General features: G+C 72.7%; 22 protein-coding genes. 3 read left to right on the top strand and 19 right to left on the bottom strand.

Annotated elements, in window-relative coordinates:
• Positions 1-71: 71 nt before the first annotated feature.
• A complete protein-coding gene (locus ABZ795_RS22225; protein ID WP_357531708.1) occupies positions 72-2,282 on the top strand; it encodes a glycoside hydrolase family 3 N-terminal domain-containing protein in 2,211 nt (736 codons plus the stop codon).
• 65 nt (positions 2,283-2,347) lie between these two features.
• Here ABZ795_RS22225 and yidC read toward each other — a convergent pair whose 3' ends face one another.
• From yidC to ABZ795_RS22135, 18 genes are all read right to left on the bottom strand, one after another.
• The gene (yidC, locus tag ABZ795_RS22220) at positions 2,348-3,280 is read right to left on the bottom strand and encodes a membrane protein insertase YidC (protein WP_357531752.1); all 933 of its coding nucleotides are present in this window, start codon (positions 3,278-3,280) and stop codon (positions 2,348-2,350) included.
• Between the two features lie 177 nt (positions 3,281-3,457).
• Positions 3,458-3,739, bottom strand: coding sequence for a DUF6412 domain-containing protein (locus ABZ795_RS22215; protein ID WP_357531707.1), 282 nt, complete (start codon positions 3,737-3,739; stop codon positions 3,458-3,460).
• A gap of 116 nt (positions 3,740-3,855) precedes the next feature.
• Positions 3,856-4,626, bottom strand: coding sequence for a hypothetical protein (locus tag ABZ795_RS22210; RefSeq protein WP_357531706.1), 771 nt, complete (start codon positions 4,624-4,626; stop codon positions 3,856-3,858).
• An 18-nt stretch (positions 4,627-4,644) separates the two neighbouring features.
• Positions 4,645-5,100: a hypothetical protein gene (locus ABZ795_RS22205; RefSeq protein WP_357531705.1), complete on the bottom strand. Its 456-nt coding sequence runs from the start codon at positions 5,098-5,100 to the stop codon at positions 4,645-4,647.
• Between the two features lie 170 nt (positions 5,101-5,270).
• A complete protein-coding gene (locus tag ABZ795_RS22200; RefSeq protein WP_357531704.1) occupies positions 5,271-6,194 on the bottom strand; it encodes a hypothetical protein in 924 nt (307 codons plus the stop codon).
• Entirely contained in the window at positions 6,191-6,790 is a 600-nt protein-coding gene (locus ABZ795_RS22195; RefSeq protein WP_327025373.1) for a phage tail protein, read from the bottom strand. The genes ABZ795_RS22200 and ABZ795_RS22195 overlap by 4 nt, the downstream gene beginning before the upstream one ends.
• Complete coding sequence (locus ABZ795_RS22190) at positions 6,771-9,368, bottom strand: putative baseplate assembly protein (RefSeq protein ID WP_357531703.1); 2,598 nt, start codon at positions 9,366-9,368, stop codon at positions 6,771-6,773. The genes ABZ795_RS22195 and ABZ795_RS22190 overlap by 20 nt, the downstream gene beginning before the upstream one ends.
• Entirely contained in the window at positions 9,365-9,814 is a 450-nt protein-coding gene (locus tag ABZ795_RS22185; RefSeq protein WP_357531702.1) for a GPW/gp25 family protein, read from the bottom strand. Before ABZ795_RS22185 ends, ABZ795_RS22190 begins: the two co-directional genes overlap by 4 nt.
• Positions 9,811-10,149 (bottom strand): hypothetical protein, encoded by a 339-nt coding sequence (locus ABZ795_RS22180; protein WP_357531701.1) that lies wholly within the window; start codon positions 10,147-10,149, stop codon positions 9,811-9,813. Before ABZ795_RS22180 ends, ABZ795_RS22185 begins: the two co-directional genes overlap by 4 nt.
• Positions 10,149-11,744 (bottom strand): phage baseplate assembly protein V, encoded by a 1,596-nt coding sequence (locus tag ABZ795_RS22175; protein WP_357531700.1) that lies wholly within the window; start codon positions 11,742-11,744, stop codon positions 10,149-10,151. The genes ABZ795_RS22180 and ABZ795_RS22175 overlap by 1 nt, the downstream gene beginning before the upstream one ends.
• Positions 11,741-12,481, bottom strand: coding sequence for a hypothetical protein (locus tag ABZ795_RS22170; protein WP_327027087.1), 741 nt, complete (start codon positions 12,479-12,481; stop codon positions 11,741-11,743). The genes ABZ795_RS22175 and ABZ795_RS22170 overlap by 4 nt, the downstream gene beginning before the upstream one ends.
• Positions 12,481-12,741: a hypothetical protein gene (locus ABZ795_RS22165; RefSeq protein ID WP_357531699.1), complete on the bottom strand. Its 261-nt coding sequence runs from the start codon at positions 12,739-12,741 to the stop codon at positions 12,481-12,483. Before ABZ795_RS22165 ends, ABZ795_RS22170 begins: the two co-directional genes overlap by 1 nt.
• A gap of 1,258 nt (positions 12,742-13,999) precedes the next feature.
• Positions 14,000-14,479 (bottom strand): phage tail protein, encoded by a 480-nt coding sequence (locus ABZ795_RS22160; RefSeq protein ID WP_327025378.1) that lies wholly within the window; start codon positions 14,477-14,479, stop codon positions 14,000-14,002.
• A 1-nt stretch (position 14,480) separates the two neighbouring features.
• Positions 14,481-15,707: a phage tail sheath subtilisin-like domain-containing protein gene (locus tag ABZ795_RS22155; RefSeq protein WP_357531698.1), complete on the bottom strand. Its 1,227-nt coding sequence runs from the start codon at positions 15,705-15,707 to the stop codon at positions 14,481-14,483.
• Positions 15,708-15,736: 29 nt separating this feature from the next.
• Complete coding sequence (locus ABZ795_RS22150; RefSeq protein ID WP_357531697.1) at positions 15,737-16,423, bottom strand: carboxypeptidase-like regulatory domain-containing protein; 687 nt, start codon at positions 16,421-16,423, stop codon at positions 15,737-15,739.
• Positions 16,420-17,028, bottom strand: a complete 609-nt coding sequence (locus ABZ795_RS22145; RefSeq protein WP_357531696.1) for a glycine zipper family protein — start codon at positions 17,026-17,028, stop codon at positions 16,420-16,422. The genes ABZ795_RS22150 and ABZ795_RS22145 overlap by 4 nt, the downstream gene beginning before the upstream one ends.
• Positions 17,029-17,041: 13 nt before the next feature.
• Complete coding sequence (locus ABZ795_RS22140) at positions 17,042-17,377, bottom strand: hypothetical protein (RefSeq protein WP_357531695.1); 336 nt, start codon at positions 17,375-17,377, stop codon at positions 17,042-17,044.
• Positions 17,378-17,460: 83 nt separating this feature from the next.
• Positions 17,461-18,348: a DUF3153 domain-containing protein gene (locus ABZ795_RS22135; RefSeq protein WP_357531694.1), complete on the bottom strand. Its 888-nt coding sequence runs from the start codon at positions 18,346-18,348 to the stop codon at positions 17,461-17,463.
• Between the two features lie 167 nt (positions 18,349-18,515).
• On the opposite strand from ABZ795_RS22135, the gene ABZ795_RS22130 reads away from it, so the two are divergent.
• Positions 18,516-18,803, top strand: coding sequence for a hypothetical protein (locus ABZ795_RS22130; protein WP_357531693.1), 288 nt, complete (start codon positions 18,516-18,518; stop codon positions 18,801-18,803).
• Between the two features lie 15 nt (positions 18,804-18,818).
• On the opposite strand, the gene ABZ795_RS22125 is transcribed toward ABZ795_RS22130, so the two are convergent.
• The gene (locus ABZ795_RS22125) at positions 18,819-19,799 is read right to left on the bottom strand and encodes a LacI family DNA-binding transcriptional regulator (RefSeq protein ID WP_357531692.1); all 981 of its coding nucleotides are present in this window, start codon (positions 19,797-19,799) and stop codon (positions 18,819-18,821) included.
• Positions 19,800-19,987: 188 nt separating this feature from the next.
• On the opposite strand from ABZ795_RS22125, the gene ABZ795_RS22120 reads away from it, so the two are divergent.
• Entirely contained in the window at positions 19,988-21,187 is a 1,200-nt protein-coding gene (locus ABZ795_RS22120) for an MFS transporter (protein ID WP_357531751.1), read from the top strand.
• Positions 21,188-21,421: the final 234 nt, after the last annotated feature.

Below are 21,421 nucleotides of genomic sequence, written 5' to 3'. Positions count from 1 at the left end.
AAACAGGTCCACGCCACGATCGGCCGGACGGGCCGGACGGCGAGTCGCGGATCCGCGAGCTGCTCGGTCGGATGACGATCGAGGAGAAGGTCGCGCAGCTCGTCGGGTTCTGGGAGAAGGAGGACGGTGAGGCGGTCGCCCCCTTGCAGGGCGAGTTCGGCGAGGTCGGCAGGCTGGAGAGCTTCTCCCGGCACGGGCTGGGTCACCTGACCCGGCCCTACGGCACCCGTCCGGTCGACCCCGTAGCCCGCGCCTCCTGGCTGCGGAAGTTCCAGTCGGAACTGGTCACCGGCACCCGGCTCGGCATTCCGGCGATCGTGCACGAGGAGTGCCTGACCGGGTTGTCGGCCTGGAAGGCGGCCACCTTCCCCACCCCCTTGGCCTGGGGCGCAGCCTTCGATCCCGACCTGGTCACCGAGATGGCCGCGGCCGTCGGGACGGTGATGCGTACCCTCGGCATCCATCAGGGCCTCTCCCCGGTGCTGGACGTGATCCGGGACGCGCGGTGGGGCCGGGTCGACGAGTGCATCGCCGAGGACCCGTACCTGGTCGGCACCATCGGCACCTCGTACGTGCGGGGTCTGCAGTCCCAGGGGGTGCACGCCACCCTGAAGCACTTCGTCGGCTACTCCGGCTCCCGGGCCGGACGTAACTTCGCCCCGGTGCACGCCGGTCCCCGGGAGATCGCCGACGTGTTCCTCCCGCCGTTCGAGATGGCCGTCCTGGACGGCGACGTGCGGTCGGTCATGCACTCGTACGCCGAGATCGACGGCGTGCCGGTCGCCGCCGACCCCACCCTGCTCACCGAACTGCTCCGGGACCGGTGGGGCTTCGACGGCACGGTGGTGGCCGACTACTTCGGGGTGGCCTTCCTGAACCTGCTGCACCATGTCGCCTCCGACCACGCGGAGGCCGCCGTGCTGGCCCTCACCGCCGGGGTCGACGTCGAGCTGCCGACCGGGGACGCCTACCTGACCCTGATCGAGTCGGTGCGGTCCGGCCGGATCGACGAGGCCCTGATCGACCGGTCGGTGCTGCGGGTGCTGCGGCAGAAGCTGGAACTCGGTCTACTCGACGCCACCTTCGACGACGAGCCGGTCGAGCCGGTCGACCTGGACTCGCCGGAGCATCGGGCGATCGCCCGCCGGTTGGCGGAGAAGTCCATCATCCTGGTCGCCAACCAGGGGGTGCTGCCGCTGCCGGCCGGGCGCCGGGTGGCGGTGATCGGCCCGAACGCCGACCGGGAGGCGGCCCTGTTCGGCTGCTACTCCTTCCTCAACCACGTCCTCGCCCAGCACCCGGGGGTGGAGACCGGCATCGAGGTGCCCACCGTGCTCCAGGCCCTGCGGGGGGAGTTCGGCGCCGAGCAGGTCACTTCGGCGGTGGGCTGTGCGGTGGACACCGAGGACCGGTCCGGGTTCGCCGAGGCCGTCGCCACGGCCTCGGCGGCGGAGGTCGCCGTACTGGTCGTCGGTGACCACGCCGGCCTGTTCGGTCGCGGCACCGTCGGGGAGGGCTGTGACCGCGACGACCTGGAGCTGCCCGGGGTGCAGCGGGAACTCGTCGAGGCGGTGCTGGACACCGGCACCCCGGTCGTGCTGGTGCTGCTCACCGGACGGCCGTACGCCCTCGGGTGGGCGATGGACCGGTGCGCGGCCGTGGTGCAGGCCTTCTTCCCGGGCGAGGAGGGGGCCTCGGCGATCGCCGGGGTGCTCTCCGGGCGGGTCAACCCCTCGGGACGCCTGCCGGTGAGCCTGACCGGCTCGGCCGGGGCGCAGCCGTACTCGTACCTGCACCCCACCCTGGGGGAGGGCAACGAGGTGACGAACCTGTCGGCCGCGCCGGTGGCCCCGTTCGGCCACGGTCTGTCGTACACCACCTTCGGGTACGCCGATCTGACCGTGTCCGACACGGTGCCCACCGACGGCACGATCCGGGCGAGCGTCCGGGTCACCAACACCGGCACGGTGGCCGGCGAGGAGGTCGTCCAGCTCTACGGCCACGACCTGGTGGCCTCGATCACCCGGCCGGTGGCGCAGCTGCTCGGGTACCGCCGGGTCCACCTGGAGCCGGGGGAGTCCGTCACGGTCGAGCTGTCCGTGCCCACCACCCGCCTGGCCTTCTCCGACCGCACCCTCACCCGGGTCGTGGAGCCCGGTGAGGTCGACATCTGGGTCGGCAACAGCGCCCACCGTGCCGCCCAGGCCCGTACCACCCTGGTCGGTGACCTCGTCCCGGTGACCAACGACTCCCCCCGCTGGACCACCACCCGCCTGCACTGACCGTCCTTCGGAGCCTGGTGCGGCACCGCCCTCGCGAGGGTCGGGCCGCACCAGGCCCCGGCGTGTCAGCGGCGCTTGTTCGGCCTGCGCCCGGCCGTCGGCGGAGTTGACCCGGCGGCGCCGGTGGCCGGTGTCGCGGTGGTCGGTGCCGTTTCGGCGGCGGTGGCGTTCGGTGTCCCGGCGGCCGGCGCCGATCCGGCGCCGGTGGCGGGCGGGGGTGGGTACCGGCGCAGCATCCAGGTCTGCTGGCCCAGGGAGAACAGGTTCGTGGTGACCCAGTAGATGATCACGCCGATCGGGAAGATCAGCCCGGAGACGAGCAGCGAGGCCGGGATGCCGTAGAGCATCAACCGCTGCATCAGCCGCTGCTGCGGCTCCTCGGCCCACCCGGTCCGCAGGATCATCTGCCGACTGCTCAGATAGGTGGTCACGACCATCATCGCGATCAGGATCAGCGCCACCACCCGGACGGTCACCCCGTCCGCCCCGAGCCCGGCCAACTCCGCTGCGCCTGAGCGGAAACTGGCCGCTACGGGCGCGCCGAACAGGGTCGCCGAGGAGGCGCTGTCGAACTGGGTGACCGTCCAGCCGTACAGGGTCTTCAGGTGCTCCGGCATGGAGGGCTTGAGGTGCCGCAGCACATGGAACAGCCCCAGGAAGACCGGGATCTGGACCAGCATGGGCAGGCAGCCCGTCAGGGGGTTGGCCCGCTCGGTCCGGTAGAGCTCGACGATCTCCTTCTGGAGGGTCTCCCGGTCGTCCCGGTGTTTGTCCTGAAGCGCCTTGATCTGGGGCTGGAGGGCCTGCATCGCCCGCTGTGCCTTGATCTGCTTGACGAAGATCGGGAAGAGGACCACCCGGACGGTGAGCACCAGGAAGACGATGCCGAGCACCCAGGACCAGTCGGTGCCCCACCGGGGTGTGTCGGCGAAGACCAACTGCCAGGCGCGGTGCCAGAACAGCAGGATGGCGGAGATGCCTGCGTAGATCAACGCCATCAGTGGGCTGAAGATGGTGCTCACCGGGGGGCTCCGGTGGCCAGGGGGCGGCCGGAGAACCCGGCAGGAATCAGCGAAGTGGACATGGTGCACCTCTCGAACGATGACCGGAGACGGGCAGGAACCAGTCAGGTGCGGTCGCCGTCGAGCGGCAGCGGGTGAGGCTGCGGTTGAGGCTCAGGCGACCGCGAAGGTCGCCGTCGGGGCGCGGGGGCGGGAGCGGCCGGCCGCGTCCGGATCACGATGCCGGGGTACGCCGGTGCGGCGGCAGCGTTCGCGCATCATCCGGCCGGTGACCCGCAGGTTGGCCGGGGTGACCACCCGCAGCAGCAGGTTCACCGCGGCTAGCACGACCGCCAGCAGTGCCCCGGTCGCCGCGGCGGTGCCGGTGACCATGCCACCGGCGCCCGCGTCGGCGAGAACACCGACGAGGTACCAGAGCATGGCGAGCCCGATCACGTCACAACCATATCCGGCGGCCGCGACCGGCGGAGGTCGCGGCGGGCGGGCTGCCCAGACTGCCCCGGCCGCCGTCACCGCCAGCCGGCTGCGGAGTCGACTCTGCGGTATCCGGGCTAGCGGTGCGGGTCGGTCTCGGCGCGCAGGGCGGCGGTGGCGCGGATGGCCTTGACGATCGCCGGGATCGCGCCGATCAGCAGCACCACCGCCCAGATGATCGCGATCACGGCGAAGACCAGGGCGCCGAGGCTGTCGAGGATGCTGACCAGGATCACCGGCACCAGCCGGTGCAGGAACTCCAGCACCACCGGGCAGAGCAGGCTGGTCCCGATCAGCAGCACCAGGCCCTTGTTCTGCAGGAACTTGGGCTGGGCGAGCAGCAGCAGCCCGGCCCAGGTCAGCTTGAGCAGCAGTACCAGGCCGAGCAGTACGGCCGCGTCCCCCACCGGGAAGAAACCCCACAGGGCCAGATAGGCCAGGGTGCCGAACGGTGGTGCCAGGAACAGGGAAACCATGATCGTCAGCTCGATGAAGGCGAGCATCAGGGCCAGGAACCCCACGATGATCAGGATGATCGAGAAGATCAGGGTGGCGATGCCCTGCACCCGCCCCTGGATCCGTTCGGGGAGCACCAGACCCAGGCAGAACAGCCCGGTGGTCCACAGGGCCGCCGCGTCGACCAGGGCCAGGTAGCCGGTGCCCCGCCCGGAGGGCTCGCTGACCCCGCGTACCTCCCCGACCTCGACACCCAGCTCGGCGGCGCCGCCGGCCAGCGCCGGCCCGGCGTCCGAACCGCCCACCAGCAGCCCGGCACCGACCTCTACGCCGACCGCCAGCACCAGGGCGAGCATGGCCAGCAGCAGGAAGGGCCTGCGTAACGCGCCCATCACCGTCCTCCTCAGGATTCACTGCCGGCTGACGGTGACCACGCAGCCCGTGGGGCAGCGCAGCATGACGATGCTCGGGCGGTCCACCGCGATCCGGGCCACCGCGTCGGTGCCGTCCTCGGCCGGGGTTACCGTGTCGGTCAGGGTGAAGTCGGCACCGCCGGGGGCCGGTGCCTCGACGGCGAACCCGCTGGGGCTGCGCAGGATCAGCAGCCGCAGCCCGCCCGGATCGGCTACCCGTACCGCGCAGTCGCCGACCACCGCCAGCCGACCGGGCGCCTCGGCGCACTCCGCCTGGACACTGTCGGGGTCGACCGCACCCGCTCCACCCCCGACTCGCCCCAGCAACTCCACCAGCGAATGCCGCCCCACCGGATCACCCCCCTCCTGCCGCCCGACCCCCACCACCCCCACGAACAGCACCACCAGCAACACCCCGACCCCCACCACCAACACCTTCTGCCGTCCCCCCACCCCAACCCCCTCCTCTCACCCACCCGGCCCGTCACCCTCACCCCAAAACCCCTCCCTCGCCGCCCTCTCCCGCGCCCGCCCTTCGCCCTGTTGATCAAGGAGTGCGCGTCTGGGTGGCGCTGATTTCTGACGCAGACCTCTTGATCGACAGGGGCTGGCGGGGGTGGGGGTCAGAGGGGGGATGGGGGGAGTTCGGTGAAGCGGATGGTGTCTATGCCGGCGAAGTAGCGGTCCGTGCTCTGGGTCTTGCCGATCACCACCAGGGTGATCTCGTGCGGGCCTGCGGCCAGGCGGACCTGGGCCACGTCGAGCCAGTCGGTGATCCGCACCTTCGGGGTGAAGCCAATGAACGGGTCACCGACCTGCCGGCCGTCGACCAGGAACGCCACGTTGGCGTAGTCGGGGGCGGTGGTCATCACGGCGGAGAACTGCCAGGTGGCCTCGGCGGGCAGTTCCACCCGCACGGTCACCCGGTCGTTGATCGCCCGGCCCAGGAAGAACAACTGGGCGTCCTGCGACCAGACCACCTGGCAGCAGCTGGTCTGCACGATGACGCTCGCCGGGGAGTTCGACGGGGACCCCACGACGGCGGTGGGCACCAGAGTCTCCGCCTCGACGGTCACCACCCGGGGCGGCAGCGGCGGGGCATCCTCACCCCGGGTCACCAGGAACACCACCGTGGCCGAGACGACGAGCACCAGGGCCGCCGCGGCGGCGATCCAGGGCCAGGGCGTACGCTTGGGCGGCGCCACCGCCCGTACCTCGTAGGTGACCCGGCCGCTGGAGCGGGAACTCTCCTCCGGGGCGGTGTTCGCCGAGTAGGCGAACCCGGTCATGTCGTAGCGCCGAGGCGGAGTCCCGGCCGGCACCACCAGGCGTACCAGGAAGGACACCGAGCCCTGCGCGGGCACCACCCGCTGGGGTTCGGTGACCGTGAACCAGGCCCGCTGGGTCCCCTCGCCGGGGGCCACGTCGAACACCACCGTGTCCGGGGCGAGCCCCGGGTTGGAGACGGTGAAGGTCAACTCCCCGGCGTTGCGGGCGTCCAGGGTGAACTGCTCGGCAGCGGCGACGACGGTCCATTCGGTGCTCATGACGGCTCCTCCGGAGCAGGATCGACAAGGTCAGCGACGGCTGGGCTGGGTCCGACGGTGGCCCGGCCGACCGCCCGGCCGGGCGCGGGGGCGGCGGTGACCACGATCTCGGCGGTGACCGCGGCCGGCTTCTCCGCCTCGACGATGCGACCGATCAGGGCCAACTGCCCGGCGGCGTCCGCCGGCACCCGGACCACCACGTGGAAGGGCCGGTCGGCCGGCTCGTCCAGGACGAAACCGGTGACCCCGGTGGCCAGTTCCAGGGCGGTGCGCAGCCCGTACGGGGTGCCCCGCCAGGCCGCCAGACGGGCGCCGTGCGCCACCAGGTCCCGCAGTCGGCTCAGCGGCAGCAGCAGGGGAGCGTCCCGCCGGGGGGCGGCGACCAGATGGTCCATCGCCACCCACCGGGCCAGGTACGCCACCATCTCCCCGGGCGCCTGGTAGGGCGTGAACAGGGCCTCGACCTCGGCCAGTACGGCCTCGTCCGGGGCGTGCAGCCCCTCCATCACCTCCAGCAGCGCCCACAGCACGCTGCCCGGTACGCAGGCCCGCTGGTACGCCGCGGGCAGCAGCCGCTCAATGCCCGCTCGCCGCATCGTGGCGCACCACCTCTATGTCGTGCTCGCCGGAGCAGAGCAGCCAGGTGTCCGGCACGGTCACCACGTCGGCCGTGGCCTGGTTGGCGCTGGCCGACCAGTCCACCGCCTCGGTGCTGCGGAACACCCCCCGTTCCCCGCCGGCCAGGATCAGTCGCGGGGTCCCGGAGGCGGCGGCCACCGCGTCCACCGGCATGAACCGGGTCCGGTCGCGTAGCGGCAGCCCGCAGTTGACCGACACGGAGGCCCACTGCGGCTGGCCGGCCAGGGTGTCCAGCCGCAGCACCCCGCCGCTCTGGGTGGCCGCCAACGCCACACTGCCGCTGAAGGCCAGGTCCCGGCAGGTGCCGCCGATCCACCCGCCCTGCATCGCCTGCCACTTGACGTCGGACTCGAACAGCCGGGCCCGGAAACAGCCCTGTCCGGGCTTCTTCGGATCCGGCTCACCGGCGCCGCTCCACAGCAGGGTGGCCGGGCCGTCGTACTGCACGGCCAGCACCCGGTTGTCCACATTGGCCAGCCCGACGTGGGTGAAGCTGCCCGGACGGCCGGCGTTGCCCGACAGGTACACCCCGAACCCGGCCTGGGCCGCCACCGCCACCCCGGGGGCGCCCCGTTCGGAGACGAAGGCCCGCACCGCGTAGAAGCCCCGATCGGCGTCGGCCGGGTCGACCAGGATCTGCAACGGCACCGCGCCGGGCAGCAGGGACACCTCGTACAGGCCGGTGTCCGTGGCGACCAGCAGGGCACCGGCGCCGTCCCGGTCGATCCAGGCCAGGTCGCTGATCCGGGCCTCCAGGTCGGCCAGCAGGGACCAGGTTTCCCCCAGGTCGGTGCTCAGGTGCACCCGGGAACCACCACCGGTGCGTACGGTGGCCACCGCCACCGAGCCGGGGCGGGCGACGATGCCCGGTCGGACCGGGGCGGGAGCGGGGGCCACCCGCTGCACGGTCTCCCCGGTGAAGCGGCCGACCGGCTCCCAGCCGGCACCGGCGTTGGTGGAGCGGAACAGCACCTCGGCGCTGCCGGCGTACCAGGTGTTCGGCTGGTACTGGTCGGCGGCCAGCGTACGCACCTGGTTGTCCGGGGCCTCGTCCACCACGAACCGCACCGACTCGACGTAGCGCACCCCCGGCTCGGCGTGCTCCAGCAGCCGGTACACATTGGAGGCCCGCAGCGGCTCGCCGAAGGCCCACCCGGTCGGGTTCAGGGCGGTGGGCAACGGGCTCAGGGTCTGGTGCAGCCGGTCGTGGATGCGTCGACGGACCGCCTCGACGTCCTCCTCCCCGCGGACCACCACCCGGGCCCGGATCGACACCGCCTTGTACCGGGCCCAACTGGCCCGGCAGGTGGTGCCCAGGGACCGACGCCGCTCCAGATCCGCCTCGACCCGCAGCCGGGTCTCCTCCACCTCGTGTTCACGCAGCACCTGCACCGGCAGCCCACCGCCCGGCCGGGCCTGCGGCGGCACGTACGGCACCAGCACGGTCTCCACCTCACCCGGGCGGGCGAAGCTGTAGACGGCGGCCCGGGTGAAGGCCCGGGCCCGCGCCACCCGACCGGCGGCCGTGGCCAGCACCTCGAAGTCGCGGGCGGTCACCGCCCGCTGCTGGGCGAAGAAGGCGTACGGCCCGCGCAGCAGCACCGACTCCATGCTCTCCATCTCCCGGCCGCCGACCGCCGGCAGCGGGTTGACCACCTTCACCCCGGGCAGCGGATCCCGCAGACTGGTCAGGGTGCCGGCTGCCACGTTGCCGGTCGGTCCGCCCCCGGCGCGGTACCACAGCCGCACCTGCCGCCCGGCCGGTGGCACGGCCGCGACCGGGCCGTCGCCGAAGCGCAGCGACCCCGGTTCGGTGGTCCGCAGGTCCAGGGCGGGGGCGAAGGTGATCGTGCCGGAGCAGCGGTCCACCAGGTACGCCTTGTCCTGGGGACCCAGACCGGCGAAGCTGTCCACCGGCCGCCAGACCTCGAAGATGCGGCCCTGGTGTTCCCGGGCCGCCGCCCCCAGCTCCACCGACCCGGCCGGCACCTCCACCCCGAGCAGCAGATCCCAGGCCTCGGCGGTACGCGCCAACGGTGCCCGCGCCGCCCGCAGCACCTGCCCCGGTGCCCCGGTGCCCACCCCCAGCAGTTCCGCCTCGACGAGTTCGCAGTGGTGCATCCGTACGGTCACCTCCTGCTCGCCGACCCCCAGCGAGGCCGGTTCACAGGTGACGAAGACGACCGGCCTGGGGTCCGCACTTCGGGCGGCGGCCACCCGGGTACCGGCCGGGATCCGCAGCGGCGTCTCGTCCGACCCGGTCCGGGTGAAACGCACCTGCGCCCAGGCCGCGCTCGGCGCGTGCCGGGTCACCCCGAGCAGGTTCAGGAAGGCCACGTACGCCTTCTCCGGCAACTGGTTCAGCCGGTAGATCATCACCTCGGTCAGGTGCGCGAACGCCTCCAGCAGGGCGATGCCGGGGTCGTGCGCGGACAGGTCGGTCCAGCCGGGACAGGACTGCTGGATCCGCTCCCGGGCCTCGGTGACCAGGTCCAGGAAGCTGCGGTCGTCCAGGTGCGGCACGGGCAGGGTCATCGCCCCTCCTCGGGGCCGGGTACGGCGGAAGGTTCCTCGTCGACCGGCAGCAGGTCCACGGAGAAGACCAGGTGACCGGGGGCCAGGCTGGCCCGGATCCGGTAGTCCAGCCGGATCACCAGCCGCCAGGCGTCCTCCGGGTCGGGACCGGCGTCGACATCGAGTACGTCGATGCGGGGCTCCCAGCGGGCGATGGCCGCCCGCACGTAGTGGATGGCCAGACCGGCCGTGGTGTCGTCGTTCGGCGCGAAGACCAGCCGGTGCACCCGGGAGCCGTAGCCGGGTCGCATCAGCCGCTCACCCGGGGTGGTGGACAGCAGCAGGAACAACGCCTGGCGTACGGTCTCGTCGCCGTCGGTCATGGCCAGCCCACCGGCCGCGGTGAGCCCCAGCCCGCCGCCCCGCCCCGGGTCGAAGCCGGCACCGACGAACCTGATCGCCCTCATCGGTCGGCCCCCACGAACCGCTGCCGAGGATCGCGGACCCGGTAGGTGACCTGACCCGGGGGACTACCGTCGGTGAACCCCTCGAGGTGGGACAGCACGACCGGTCGACCGTCGACCCGGATCCAGTGGCTGTAGCCGACCGCCACCGATTCGGTCTTCGTGCAGGGTTTCACGGTGGCGCCGTAGTTGGGGCAGGCGGCGATCGGCCGACCCAACGGGTCGTCGGCCACCAGGGCGGGGACCTCGGCCAGGGTCACCCACCGCTGCGAGGGCTGGTTGCGGACCCGGCCGTCGTGGTCGCACCTGATCACGGAGTCGCGGGTTATCCAGCGCATCAGCGGCCTCCGTCGTGGTGGGCACGGGCGAGTGAGCGGGCCTGCTCGGCGGCGGTGTCCGGGTCCTCGACCGCCTCGGCGTGCAGGAAGTCGACACTGCGGGCCCGCACCACCATGGCCCGCCCTGGGGCGGAGAGCACCAGGTCGGTGGTGGCGTGCAGGGTGGCCAGTTCGGGGGCCAACTCCAACCAGCTGCCGGCCTCCGTGCTCAACCGCAGACTGCGGGCCACGTCGTCGATGACCACCTGCTGCCCACCGGCGGTCCGCAGTGACCACCGCCGGGCCCGGCCCTCGTCGACCCCGGTGTCGTACGGCTCGACCGCCCCGAACAGGGAGCCCAGGACGACACCGGAGGCCGGCTCGCCGCCGGGCAGCGCCACCAGCACCCGGTCCTGCGGGTCGGGCAGCGCCACCAGGCCCTTTCCCGGGCCCGCTCCGGGGCAGAGCACCCCCAGCCAGCCGGCGTCGGCCCCGCCGTAGGCGGGCAACTCCACCCGTACCCGACCCAGCCCGGCGGGGTCGGCCACATCGGTGACCGTGCCCAGGGTGACCACCGCCGGTGCGGGCGGCCCGGCCGGCGGTGGTGGCGGGGGAGCGGTGGAGAACCGGGTCAGATGTCCGTCGGCGTCCAGGGTGTGCACCACCTCGGTGAGGACGTAGCTGCCCGCGACCGCCTCGGCGACCCCGGCCAGGAGCACCCGGCGGCCCGGCCGCAGGGCCGGGTCACCCTCGGCCGTACCTTCGGCGGTGACCAGGGCGGCGGCCCGCAGGTCCAGGCGGGCCTGGGCGAGGGCGGCGATCTCGTCGTCGCTGCGCCCCGGCTGGTCCAACGCGGTACGGGCGCCCTCCGCGCCGACCACGGCCGGATCCGGTTCGACCGGGGTACGGCGTCCGCAGCGCGCGGTGGCGGTGCTCTGCGCGATCGGTTCGGCCCGCTGGGGGTGCCAGCCCAGAGCGGTGCTCTCCCCGGCGGCGGTGTCGGCGTTGACGGACAGCCGCAGGTCGTGCACCCGGTGGCCGAGGGCCAGGGGGACCGGCTCGCCCTGACCCCGCAGGGTCATCAGGTGCAGCACACCCTCGTGGACGGTCAGGTGCAGCCCGGCCCGGCCGGCCACCGCCAGCAGCAGGTCCAGGTCGTTGGCGTGGTGGTGGGTCAGCCGTTCCAGCCGGGGCCCCTCGGACTCCGCCTCGACCCGCAGCCCCAGATCGGCGCAGAGTTCACCGGCCAGGTCGGCGGCGGTGACCGACTCGAAGACCCGCAACCGTTGCCGCTTGCGCAGCCGGTGCAGCAGGTCGTACCCCCGGACCCGCAGGGTGGCGCCGCCGTCGGGGTGGTACTCCACCTCGACGGCGGTGACCTCGCCGCTGAACAGGGTCTCCGGGTGCCCGTCGAGCCGGACCTGCAGGCTGGCCCCGAGGCGTACCGGGCCGGTCAGGGCCGCCGGACCGGGGGCGGTCGTCAACACCGCCTCGCACTGGGTGGGGCGGTTCAGTCGGGCGGCCACCCGGACGGTACGCAGTTGACCGGGCAACGCCTCGGACAACGCGACCCCGTCGATCAGCATGATCAGCGCCCGGGACGCCACATCGGTCATCGCCCACCTCCGGCGACCGTGGTCTCGGGCAGCGGCGGCACGGCCAGGGGGGTGCCAGGGGGCAGGGTCAGGGGGTCGGTGATCCGGTTGTGTTCGGCCAGCAGCCGCCACCGCAGCGGAGACCCCAGCGCGTCGTGGGCGAGCAGATCGAAACGTACGCCGGAGGAGTCGGCCGAGCCGCTGCCGTCACCGGCAGCGACCACGGTGGTGCCCGGCGCGACGGCCGGGGTCTGTGCGGCGGCCAACTCCTCCGCGAAGCCCTCCCGGGCTCGGTCGGCGTCCTCGGTGACCCGGACCAGCTTGAGTCGCAGCCAGGACCGACGCGGTGATCCGGTGGCGGTGAAGGCGTCGAACCGTTCCGCCACGGCGACGATCACCCCGGGCACGTTCCAGGTCTTGCCCCAGACCAGCCGGACCAGCGGGGGCCGCACCCAGCCGTGCTCCACCGCCGAGTTCTCCGCCAGCAGCCACAACGGCCGGGTCAGTTCCCGCACGTCGGCGGGGCGCACCTGACCCTCGGCGAAATCGGTGTCGAACAGCAGATCGAGGACCAGTTCGGTACGCCCACCGCCGGTGAAGACCAACGAATCGTCGGCCCGACCGGCCCCGGTGAGCTGGGTGCCGCCGGTGCCCCGACGGCGTACCCCGGCGAGCCGGGTCACCTCGACACTCTCCGGGTTGAGCAGGCAGTCGATCCGCTCGCCGGTGGCGTCGATGAGGAAGGCCACCCGTTCCATCACTCACCCGCCTGTTCCCGGTCGAGCCGACCCCGGTGCGCGACCTCGTCCCCGGCCGGCTCCGGCACCGACCACAGCGGAGCGTCATCGGGCAACCTCGGCCACGGCCCGGCCACCACCCGCCGCTGACCCGCCCGACCTGGCCGATCCGCCTGATCCGTCCGATCGAGGTCCGGCCACGGCCCTCCGTCCCCGGTCAACCGCTCGGCACCGGCTCTGCGCCCCTCCCCGTCGCTGTTGCCGCGCTTTTCCCTGGTCAAGCGCGTGACGTCAGCCCGCGCCGTGACGTCGGCCCACCGCATGCCATCGGTCCGTCCGGGGGCATCGGCCTGCCGGGTGGCATCGGCCCGCCCTGCGACATCCGCCGGCCCGGTGACATCCCTCCGCCCGGTGACGTCCGCCTGCCGGGTGACGTCGGTTGTCCCTGCGAGGCCACCTGGTGTCCCAGCGCCCGGCCACAGCCCGTCCCCGACCACGACACGACCGCCTGGTCGGCCCCCGGTCACGGGCGGGTCGGCGACCTGCTGCCTGTCCTGCGCGGTGCTCAGATCATCGACCGCCCGAAGCCAGCGGCCGACCCGGGCCGGGTAGGTGCCCTCACCCCACCCGCCAGGTCCGCCGCGCCCGGTCGACGCGACAGTCCCCGGCCGAGGGCTGATCGCGGCACCCAACGGAGCCCGCGCCGACGACGGCCGATCTGACGTATCCACCCGTCGCCCCGTTACCGGCAGCCGTGGGATCGGAGCTGCCCCGCTGCCATCCAGCCCGCCGAGCGCCCGAGGTGACTCTCCCCGGTCCTCGTCGCTGCGGCCCGCCCCGGCGCCCTCCGCGCTCCTGCCCCCCGATCCGCCGCCCACTGCGGTGCCGCCCTCGGAGATGCTGCCCCCTGCGATGCTGTCTGTGCCGTACCTCGGCATCGCTTCACCATCCCGGGCCATGGTCATGTCGATGCCCTCCGGCCCGACCCGACCGAACTCGACCGGACTCACGACAGCCCTCGCCGGCTTGCGTCCTCCCGCGGCGCCCTGAGCGGCCCGGCCTACTCCTCCCACCCCCCTTTGCTCTGCTTCACTCCACGCAATGCCCGGTGGCCGTTGCGTCGGTTGAAGCAGAGCAAAGGGGGCGGTGGAGGTAAGCCCGGGAACCGCGGGTGGGGCCGAGGCCTGACCCGGACGCGGGCCCGACGCCTGATCCGGGGCCGAGACCGGGGCCGGAACCGAGGCCAGGGGTGGGGGTGGGGCATGGTTCAGAGTGGTCGGATCGTGGGGCGAGACGATGGTGTCGCCGGCGTTCGACCTGCCGTTGGCCGACACCGGCGTGGCCGGCGGCGGGCCGTCGAGGGCCAGGTCGCGCAGCAGGCCCGGGGCGTGTGCTTCGACCACCCGCAGCCAGTGCTCCGGTGGCTGGCCCGGACGGCGGTCCGTGGCATCGGCTGCCGGCCGGGCCCTCGCGGGGGAGGCTGGGGCGGCGAAGCGGTCCACGGCCTGTGCGGCGGACCGCAGCAGGTCGGCCAGCCGGCTAAGCGGTCGTCGGCGCGGCACCGCCGGCCTCCAGTTCCAGGCTCTCGTAGCGCAGGGTCAGTGCCGCGATGGCGATCTCCTGGCTGAGGGTGTTCAGGTGGGCGCCGCGCCAGTTCGTCGGCCAGGCGTTGATCAGGTTCCAGCGCAGCACCTCGGCGGTGCCGGCGGAGTCCAGCAGCACCACGGAGACGTTGCGGCGATTGACGGTGCCACGGGCCACCGCGTGCACCCAGTCCCACAACTCCCGGGAGGAGGTGAGGCCGAAGTGCAGAGTGACCGGGCCGTACTCGACCTGGCCGGGGATCATCCGGATCCGGTCGTTGCCCTGCTCCCGGTACGGTACCGCCGCGATGTTCACCTCCAGGCCGCTGACCTCGGTGAAGTGGCCGTTGGTGACCCCGTTGACCAGCAGCTTGAAGTTGTAGGCGCGGTACGGGTCGACCGGGGCGCCCGGCTGGGGTGTGGCCGTGGTCGGCATGTCAGCCTCCAATCGTCTCGGTCTCGGTGCCACCGGCCCACTGGCTGAGCTTGAACACCACGAATTCGGCCGGCTTCACCACGGCGATGCCGATGTGGGCTACCACCATCCCGGCGTCGCGGACGTCGGCCGGGTTGGTCTCCTCGTCGCACTTGACGAAGAACGCCTCCTCCGGCGTACGGCCCAGCAGGGCCCCGTCGCGCCAGACCCGGGTCAGGAAGGCGCCGATGTCCCGACGGATCGAGCGCCACAGGGTGAAGTCGTTCGGCTCGAACACCATCCAGCGGGTGCCGTTGGCGATGGCCTGTTCGATGGCGATGGAGAGTCGGCGTACGTTCAGGTAACGCCACTCGCTGGCCTCGGCGGCGAGGGTACGCGCGCCCCAGACCCGGATGCCCTCGCCCGGGAAGTAGCGGATCACGTTGACCCCCTTGGGGTTGAGCACGTCGTGCTCGGCCCGGGTGACCAGGTGACCCAGGTCGACCGCGCCGCGTACCGGCTCGTTGGCCGGTGCCTTGTGCACCCCGCGCAGGGCGTCCGTGCGGGCCCAGATGCCGGCCACGTGCCCGCTCGGCGGGGTGAGCACCAGCTCACCGGAGAGCGGATCGCGTACCCGCAGCCAGGGGTAGTAGAGGGCGGCGTAGTCCGACTGCCGGGGACGATGCGACACCGGGTCCCCACCGGCGGCCGGGGTGTCCGGGTCGGTGGTGTCGCTCGGTTTGGTCGGGCGGGTGGAGCCGGGGGTGGCGACCCGGGTCAGGGTGGAGATGTCCTCGACGTCCGGCGGGGGGTCGCAGATGGCCACCATGGTGCGAGTACGTTCGGCCAGGCTGAGCAGGGCCTCGTACGCCACCGGGTCGTGGAAGCCGGGTGTGGCCACGATGGAGACCTCGTCGACGGCCTCCAGCAGGTCCAGGCCGGCCCGTTTGCGGCCGGTGCCGGTGACCGCGCCACCCTCCCCGACGTTGACCACCCAGCAGCGGGTACCGCCGTTGTCCAGGAAACCGAAGACGGCCCGGGCCAGCGGGGTGCTCTCCAACTCGTCGCCGTCGGCGTACAGGCGCAGGAAGTCCGTCCAGTTGTTCACGGCGAGGGCCTCGCCGAGGTGTGCGGTGCGGCGCGGCGCGACACCGACGAAGGCGGCGGTGCTGGTACCGACCGGTCCGATCGGTCGCGCGGCACCAGGCACCTCCTCGACGTAGATGCCGGGTGAGAAGTAGGTGGGCATCGGTCCTCCCGGAATCGGGTGTCGGTGGATCAGTGGGCCGGTGGGGCGCAGACGATGACGATGTCGGGTTCGGTCGGGTCGACCTCGGCGGTGAGCACCTGACCCCGGCCGGTGAGTCGCAGCCGTACCGGGCCGGGGCTCTCGGGGTCGTGGGGTACCCCGACGATCCGGAACCGGCCGGCGGAGTCGGTGCGGGTCGCGTACGCCTGACCGACGACCTCTACCCGCATGGCCGCAAGTGGCTGCGCGGCCGGGCCGACCACCCGGCCGTCGAAGGTCAGCATGTCCAGTTGGCGCAGCCGCAGGGGGTGCAGGACCGGCGCGGCCGGCCGGCGCTCCGGGGTGACCTGGACCGGCACGTCGATCAGCAGCGCCGGTCGGGGCGGGGTACCGAAGGTCGTCCACAGTGCCGGGTCGCCGGCCTCCAGTGTCAGGGTGTGGCCGCTCGTGGTGGTCGCCACCAGCACCCGGTCCAGCGCCGCCAGGGCCTGCGGCCCACCCGCAGCGAGCAGGTAGCGGACGGTGAACCGGTAGGGCTCCGATGCACCGGTGCCCCGGGTCTGCCGGGCCGGTCGCAGCTCCAGCGGCCAGAGGGTCAGCCCGGTCGGGTCGCTGTCCGGCCCGGGTGGGCCGACCGCGACGGCGTCGCCCGCCGCCCCGGTCAGCCACCCCGCCAGGTCGGCTGTGGCGCCTTCGATCGGACCGGGCCCGCTCATCGCGGTGGGGTCCCCTGAATGCGGTACGCGATGGCCTCGTTCCACACGTGCGGGTAGACCCCGATCTCGAAGTACCGGGTGAACCGGTTGATCGGCGCGCCCGCGTGGTCGTGGTAGAGCAGCCACACCGGGGCGATGGTGAACAGCACGTAGTTGGCCACGACCAGCGGGATGTAGAGCGGCCCGAGCAGCCGGGCCTGGAAGATGTGCACGTCCTCGTGCCGCTGGATGCCCGGCCCGGACCCGGCGCAGACCGTGCCGAGGGTGGTGGCGTACCGGGGGGAGACCCCCTCCAGGACGTTCACCCGGCAACTGTGCGCGGAGGTGGTGCGGTCCAGGGAATGACCGAACAGCAGGTGTACGGCGAGGTAGAGCGCGCCGACGCCGGTGTTCGGCAGGCTCCAGGTGTGGTCGACCACGAACAGGAACACCCCTCGCGGGTCCGGTCCGTAGACCTGGGCCGACGCGATCGCCCAGCCGAAGACCCCACCGACCAGCAGGCCCAGGGTGGCGCCGACGAGCAGCCCGACGATGCCGCCGACGAGGTGACCGAACACCGCCCCGGCGGCGACGTGCACGGCGGCGCTGATGATGCCGAAGACCATGACCCTGCTCCGTTCAGGCCCAGGAGCGGATGAAGCGGGGCTCGTTGCCCTGCGCCAGTTGGATCGGGGTCGCCTGCCGGTTGCCGGGGGGCAACTGGTTGATGCCGAGGGCGGCGGAGAAGATGACCAGCCCGTTGAAGAACGCGATGATCCACTTCTCCGAGCCTGCGTCGGTGGCGAAGGCCGCGGTGAGGTACGACAGCGCGAGCGCGATGCCCAGCGCTATCCACTTGCGCGCTGTGTCGGCGCTGGGGCCGATCAGGCCCCCGATGACGTTCGTGGTGAGCAGGGTAGCGGCGCTCGCGCCGGTTAGGCTGCCCAGCGCGGCCCAGGTGAAGAGATCGTTCATCGCCGATCTCCCTTCGATCGGGTGGTGCGGGGTGGGGAGGAGAGTGTCCGTCCGTCCGTCCGGGCGGGCGGCAGCCGGCCAGGTCAGCCGGCACCCGGCGGACCGGGAATCGTGGTGCGCGGCGCGGCCGGAGTGGCTGCGGGCGCACCGTCAGTGGGTTCGACGGCCGTGGTGGCGTCACCGGCCCCACCGCCGTCGGTGGCCGTGGTCACTTCGCCGGCCCCACTGCGGGTGGCTTCGGTGGCCGTGGTCGAGTCGCCGGTTGCGCGGCGGCGCAGCAGCAGGACGACCAGCAGGGCGCCGAGCAGCAGCACCACCGCGCCGGCGGCGATGAGCAGCCACGGCAGCCCGCCGGTGGCGTCGGTGTCCGCGGCGGCGGAGGGTCGGGGTGGCGCCTCGGCCACGGCACGTAGTTCGGCCGGCTTGGGCTCGTTGGGGTTGACCCGCCAGGTCACCGTCCGGTCGTTGACCTGGCCGCCGGCGTTGACGTCGAGAACGCGGCCGGGGAAGGTCACGGCGATCTCGAAAGACATCAACGACATGAATCTGGCTTGATTCTCCGGGTCCTGCTCGGCCACTTTCCCGCCGTACTTTTTCGGATCAAGCGGCAGGGTGAAGACGTATCGGTCGTTCGCCCGGACGATGCGCAGGCTTTCGCTGTCGAATTGATCGAGCGGCACATTCCGGTAGTTGATCTGAAAACCGAAGTGGGTGTCGGTCGCATACGGCGTTTCGGGGCCGGGCGGCAGCGCGGGGATGTTCTGCCGAAGGTCGGCGAACCCCTGCTCGACGGTCTGGTTGTTCCAGGTCAGGACCTTGCGCTCGGCGGTCAGCAGGAGTTGCCCGCTGACCGTGTCGTCCGCCTTGACGGTCAGCCCGATATTGAGTTGCATGCAGCCGGAAAGGGCCGCCAGCAGGACCAGGCACGCGACACCCTGGAGTGTCCTGCTGCGCCCTCTCCTACTTCTCATGGGCACAGTGTGTGCGCTTTCCGGCCGAGCCATCAGTCAGCGATCAGTCATAAGCAAGTCGCCGATCTTACCGATGGTCAGTCACATTCAGCCGAGGGCGCAAGGCGCATGAATCGATATTCTGAAGGGTTCGGGGCTCAGGTGATCGCCGGAGGTCGCCAGTCGGCATGACGTGCCATGCTGCGCAGGGCCGTCCGGTCGGGTACCGGCCGAAGCTGCGGACGATCCTGGGACACGGCACGGTGCTGCGGGCTCAGGCGGAGGACCTGCTGACCCGGGCCGGCGCCCCGGATCCACGCCGGCAGGGCCGTCAGTTCGTCGCGTTCGTCGACGGGCTGCTCTTCGACCGGTTGGTCGGTGCCGGCGCGCTCGACGCGCCCCCGCCGGGTACCGAGGCCAGCCGCGCCGAGCTCGGCGCCGCCGTCCGTGACCTGCTGCGGGCCCTCACCAGCTGAGCGGTGTGCCGAGGCTCAGGCGGTTTCGCGTAGCACCAGCGACGACGGGAACAGGGTCACCGGCGGTGCCGGACGCTGCTCCAGCACCATGCTCGCGGCCGCCTTGGCGATCCGCCGCACCGGATGGCTCGCCGTGGTCAGGGCGGTCACCGAGGCCAGCGGGATGTCGTCGAACCCGGTCACCGCGATGTCGGCGGGCACCCGTACCCCGTCGACCCGTAACTGGTCGATCACCCCCAGCGCGGTCGCGTCGCTGACCCCGACGATCGCGTCGGTGTCCGGCCAGCGGTGCAGCACCTCCCGGGCGGCCTGCCGGCCGCGCGCCACGCTGAAGTCCCCGGCCACCTCCCGGATCGGCAGGCCGGCCGCCCGCAGCACGTCCCGGTAAGCCTCTACAGAGCGGTGGGAACAGGCCAGCCAGGCCGGGCCGGTCACCATCGCGATCCGCCGACGGCCGGCGGCGTACAGGTGGCGGACGATCGCGCTGGTGCCGCCGCCGTTGTCGATGTCCACCGAGGGTACGGCCGTCGAACCGATGCCGATCGAGGCGGTCCGCCCGTGCAGACGGCGCGGCACCACATCGAGCAACGCTTCCGTGGTGTTGACCAGCAGCAGACCGGCCACCGCACGATCGTCGGCCAGCCGGGCGAGCTGTCCCGGTTGGTCCAGCGGCACCCACGCCACCGTCACCCCCAGCCCGTACGGGGCGCAGACCTGCGCGGTGCTGCTGACCACCTGGTCCAGGTAGCTGTCGTCGAGCACAGTCGGCGAGGCGCCGGCCACCGCCACCAGCAGGCGTACGCCGGCACCCCGGACCAGCGCCCTGGCCGCCGGGTTGGGCACATAGCCGAGCCGGTCGGCGGCGTCGCGCACCCGCTGTCGGGCGATCGGTGAGGCGAAGCCGCTCTCGGCGAGGACCCGCGAGGCCGTCGACCGGGACACCCCGGCCGCACGGGCGACATCCTCCAGGGTGGCCTGCCGTCGTGTTGTCGTCATGATGTGCTCCCCGTTGCCTGTCCGGTGCCGTCGTGCTGGTGTCGTGCTGGTGTCTCGAGCGCATCATGCCTCGCCGCAGGGCTGGTCGGTAAGGACCGGGGAGGATTGTTCTGGTAGCGCTCCCAGGTGTGGGATCGTGGCGAAGGTCAGCACCAGGAGAGGAACGCGAACACGTGGATCCCAGCGCCATCCCCACGGCCCCGCCGGTCGGTTCCGGCCCGTCCCGCGCCGTGCTGGCCGCCCGCAACGGTGTCGCCGTGGTGTTCGCCCTCAACGGGCTGGCCGTGGCCACCTGGTTCGCCCGGGTGCCGGCGGTCCGCGACGGTCTGGACCTGACCCCCGGGCGCCTGGGGTTGCTCCTGCTGGCCATGTCCGCCGGCTCCATCGTGGCCATGCCTACCGCCGGCCTGGTCACCCAGCGCCTCGGCACGGCCCGCGCGGTGATGCTGTCCACCCTGATCCTGACGGTCGGGTTGGCCATCGCCGGGGTGTCGGCAAGCGTGCTCGGTTCGTTGGCCGGAGTGGCCGTGGGCCTGTTCGGCCTCGGGTACGGCTCCGGCAGCTGCGATGTGGCGATGAACATCGAGGGCGCGGCCGTCGAACGGCGGCTGGGGCGTACGGTGCTGCCCCGCTTCCACGCCGCCTGGAGCCTGGGTGGGGTGGCCGGTGCCGGGATCGGGGCGCTGGCGGCCCGGCTGGGGGTGCCGATCGGGGCACACCTCAGCGTCCTGGCCGCCCTGGTGCTCGTCGGCACCCTGTTCGGGGCGCGGGCCTTCCTGGCGGTCGAGCCGGAGGCGCAGCCCAGCACTCCGGCGGACCGTCGCCGCCGCCTGTTCGCCGCCTGGCGGGAGCCCCGCACCCTGCTCATCGGTCTGCTGGTGCTGGCGGTGGCCTTCGCCGAGGGCAGCGCCAACGACTGGCTGGCGGTGGCCTTCATCGACGGGTACGGCTTCAGCGAGGCGGCCGGAGCGGCGGTCTTCGGCCTCTTCGTGGTCGGCATGACGGTGGGTCGCACCCTCGGCACGGTGGCCCTGGACCGGTGGGGGCGAGGGCCGGTGCTGACCGCCACCATCGGGCTCGCCATCGTCGGGGCCGCCCTGGCGGTGCTGGCCGGCTCCGGCCCGGTCGCGGTGTTCGGGGTGCTGCTGTGGGGCCTGGGGGCCTCGCTGGGCTTCCCGGTCGGCATGAGCGCCGCCGCCGACGAGGAGGAACACGCCCACGTCCGGGTCAGTGTGGTGGCGGTGATCGGCTACACCGCCTTCCTGGCCGGGCCACCCCTGCTGGGCCTGCTCGGCGACCGGGTGGGCACCCTGCACGCCCTGCTGGTCGTGCCGATCCTCCTGCTGCCCACCCTGGCCCTGGTCCCCGCCGCCCGCCCGCCCCGCTGAGTCGAGATCCTGGTACGAAACCGCCGCTGCCGGGGCGCTTTCGTACCAGGATCGGTGGGTCAGCGGACGGCGACCACGGCGGCGTCGGGGCCGGCCCGCCAGAGGATGCCGACCTCGGTGAAGTCGGCGGCGGAGAGGGCGGCCAGGTGGCAGGGCGCTGATCCTGGGGCCGTCGGCGGGTGCCGGCGGCCCCTGCCACCGGCGATAACATGGTCGTCCCCGGGCGGGGTCCGC

The organism is Micromonospora sp. NPDC047134, from assembly GCF_040643455.1.
Classification (GTDB): domain Bacteria; phylum Actinomycetota; class Actinomycetes; order Mycobacteriales; family Micromonosporaceae; genus Micromonospora.
Note: the sequence above shows the minus strand (reverse complement) of the source record. Positions and strands in the feature narration are given on the sequence as shown.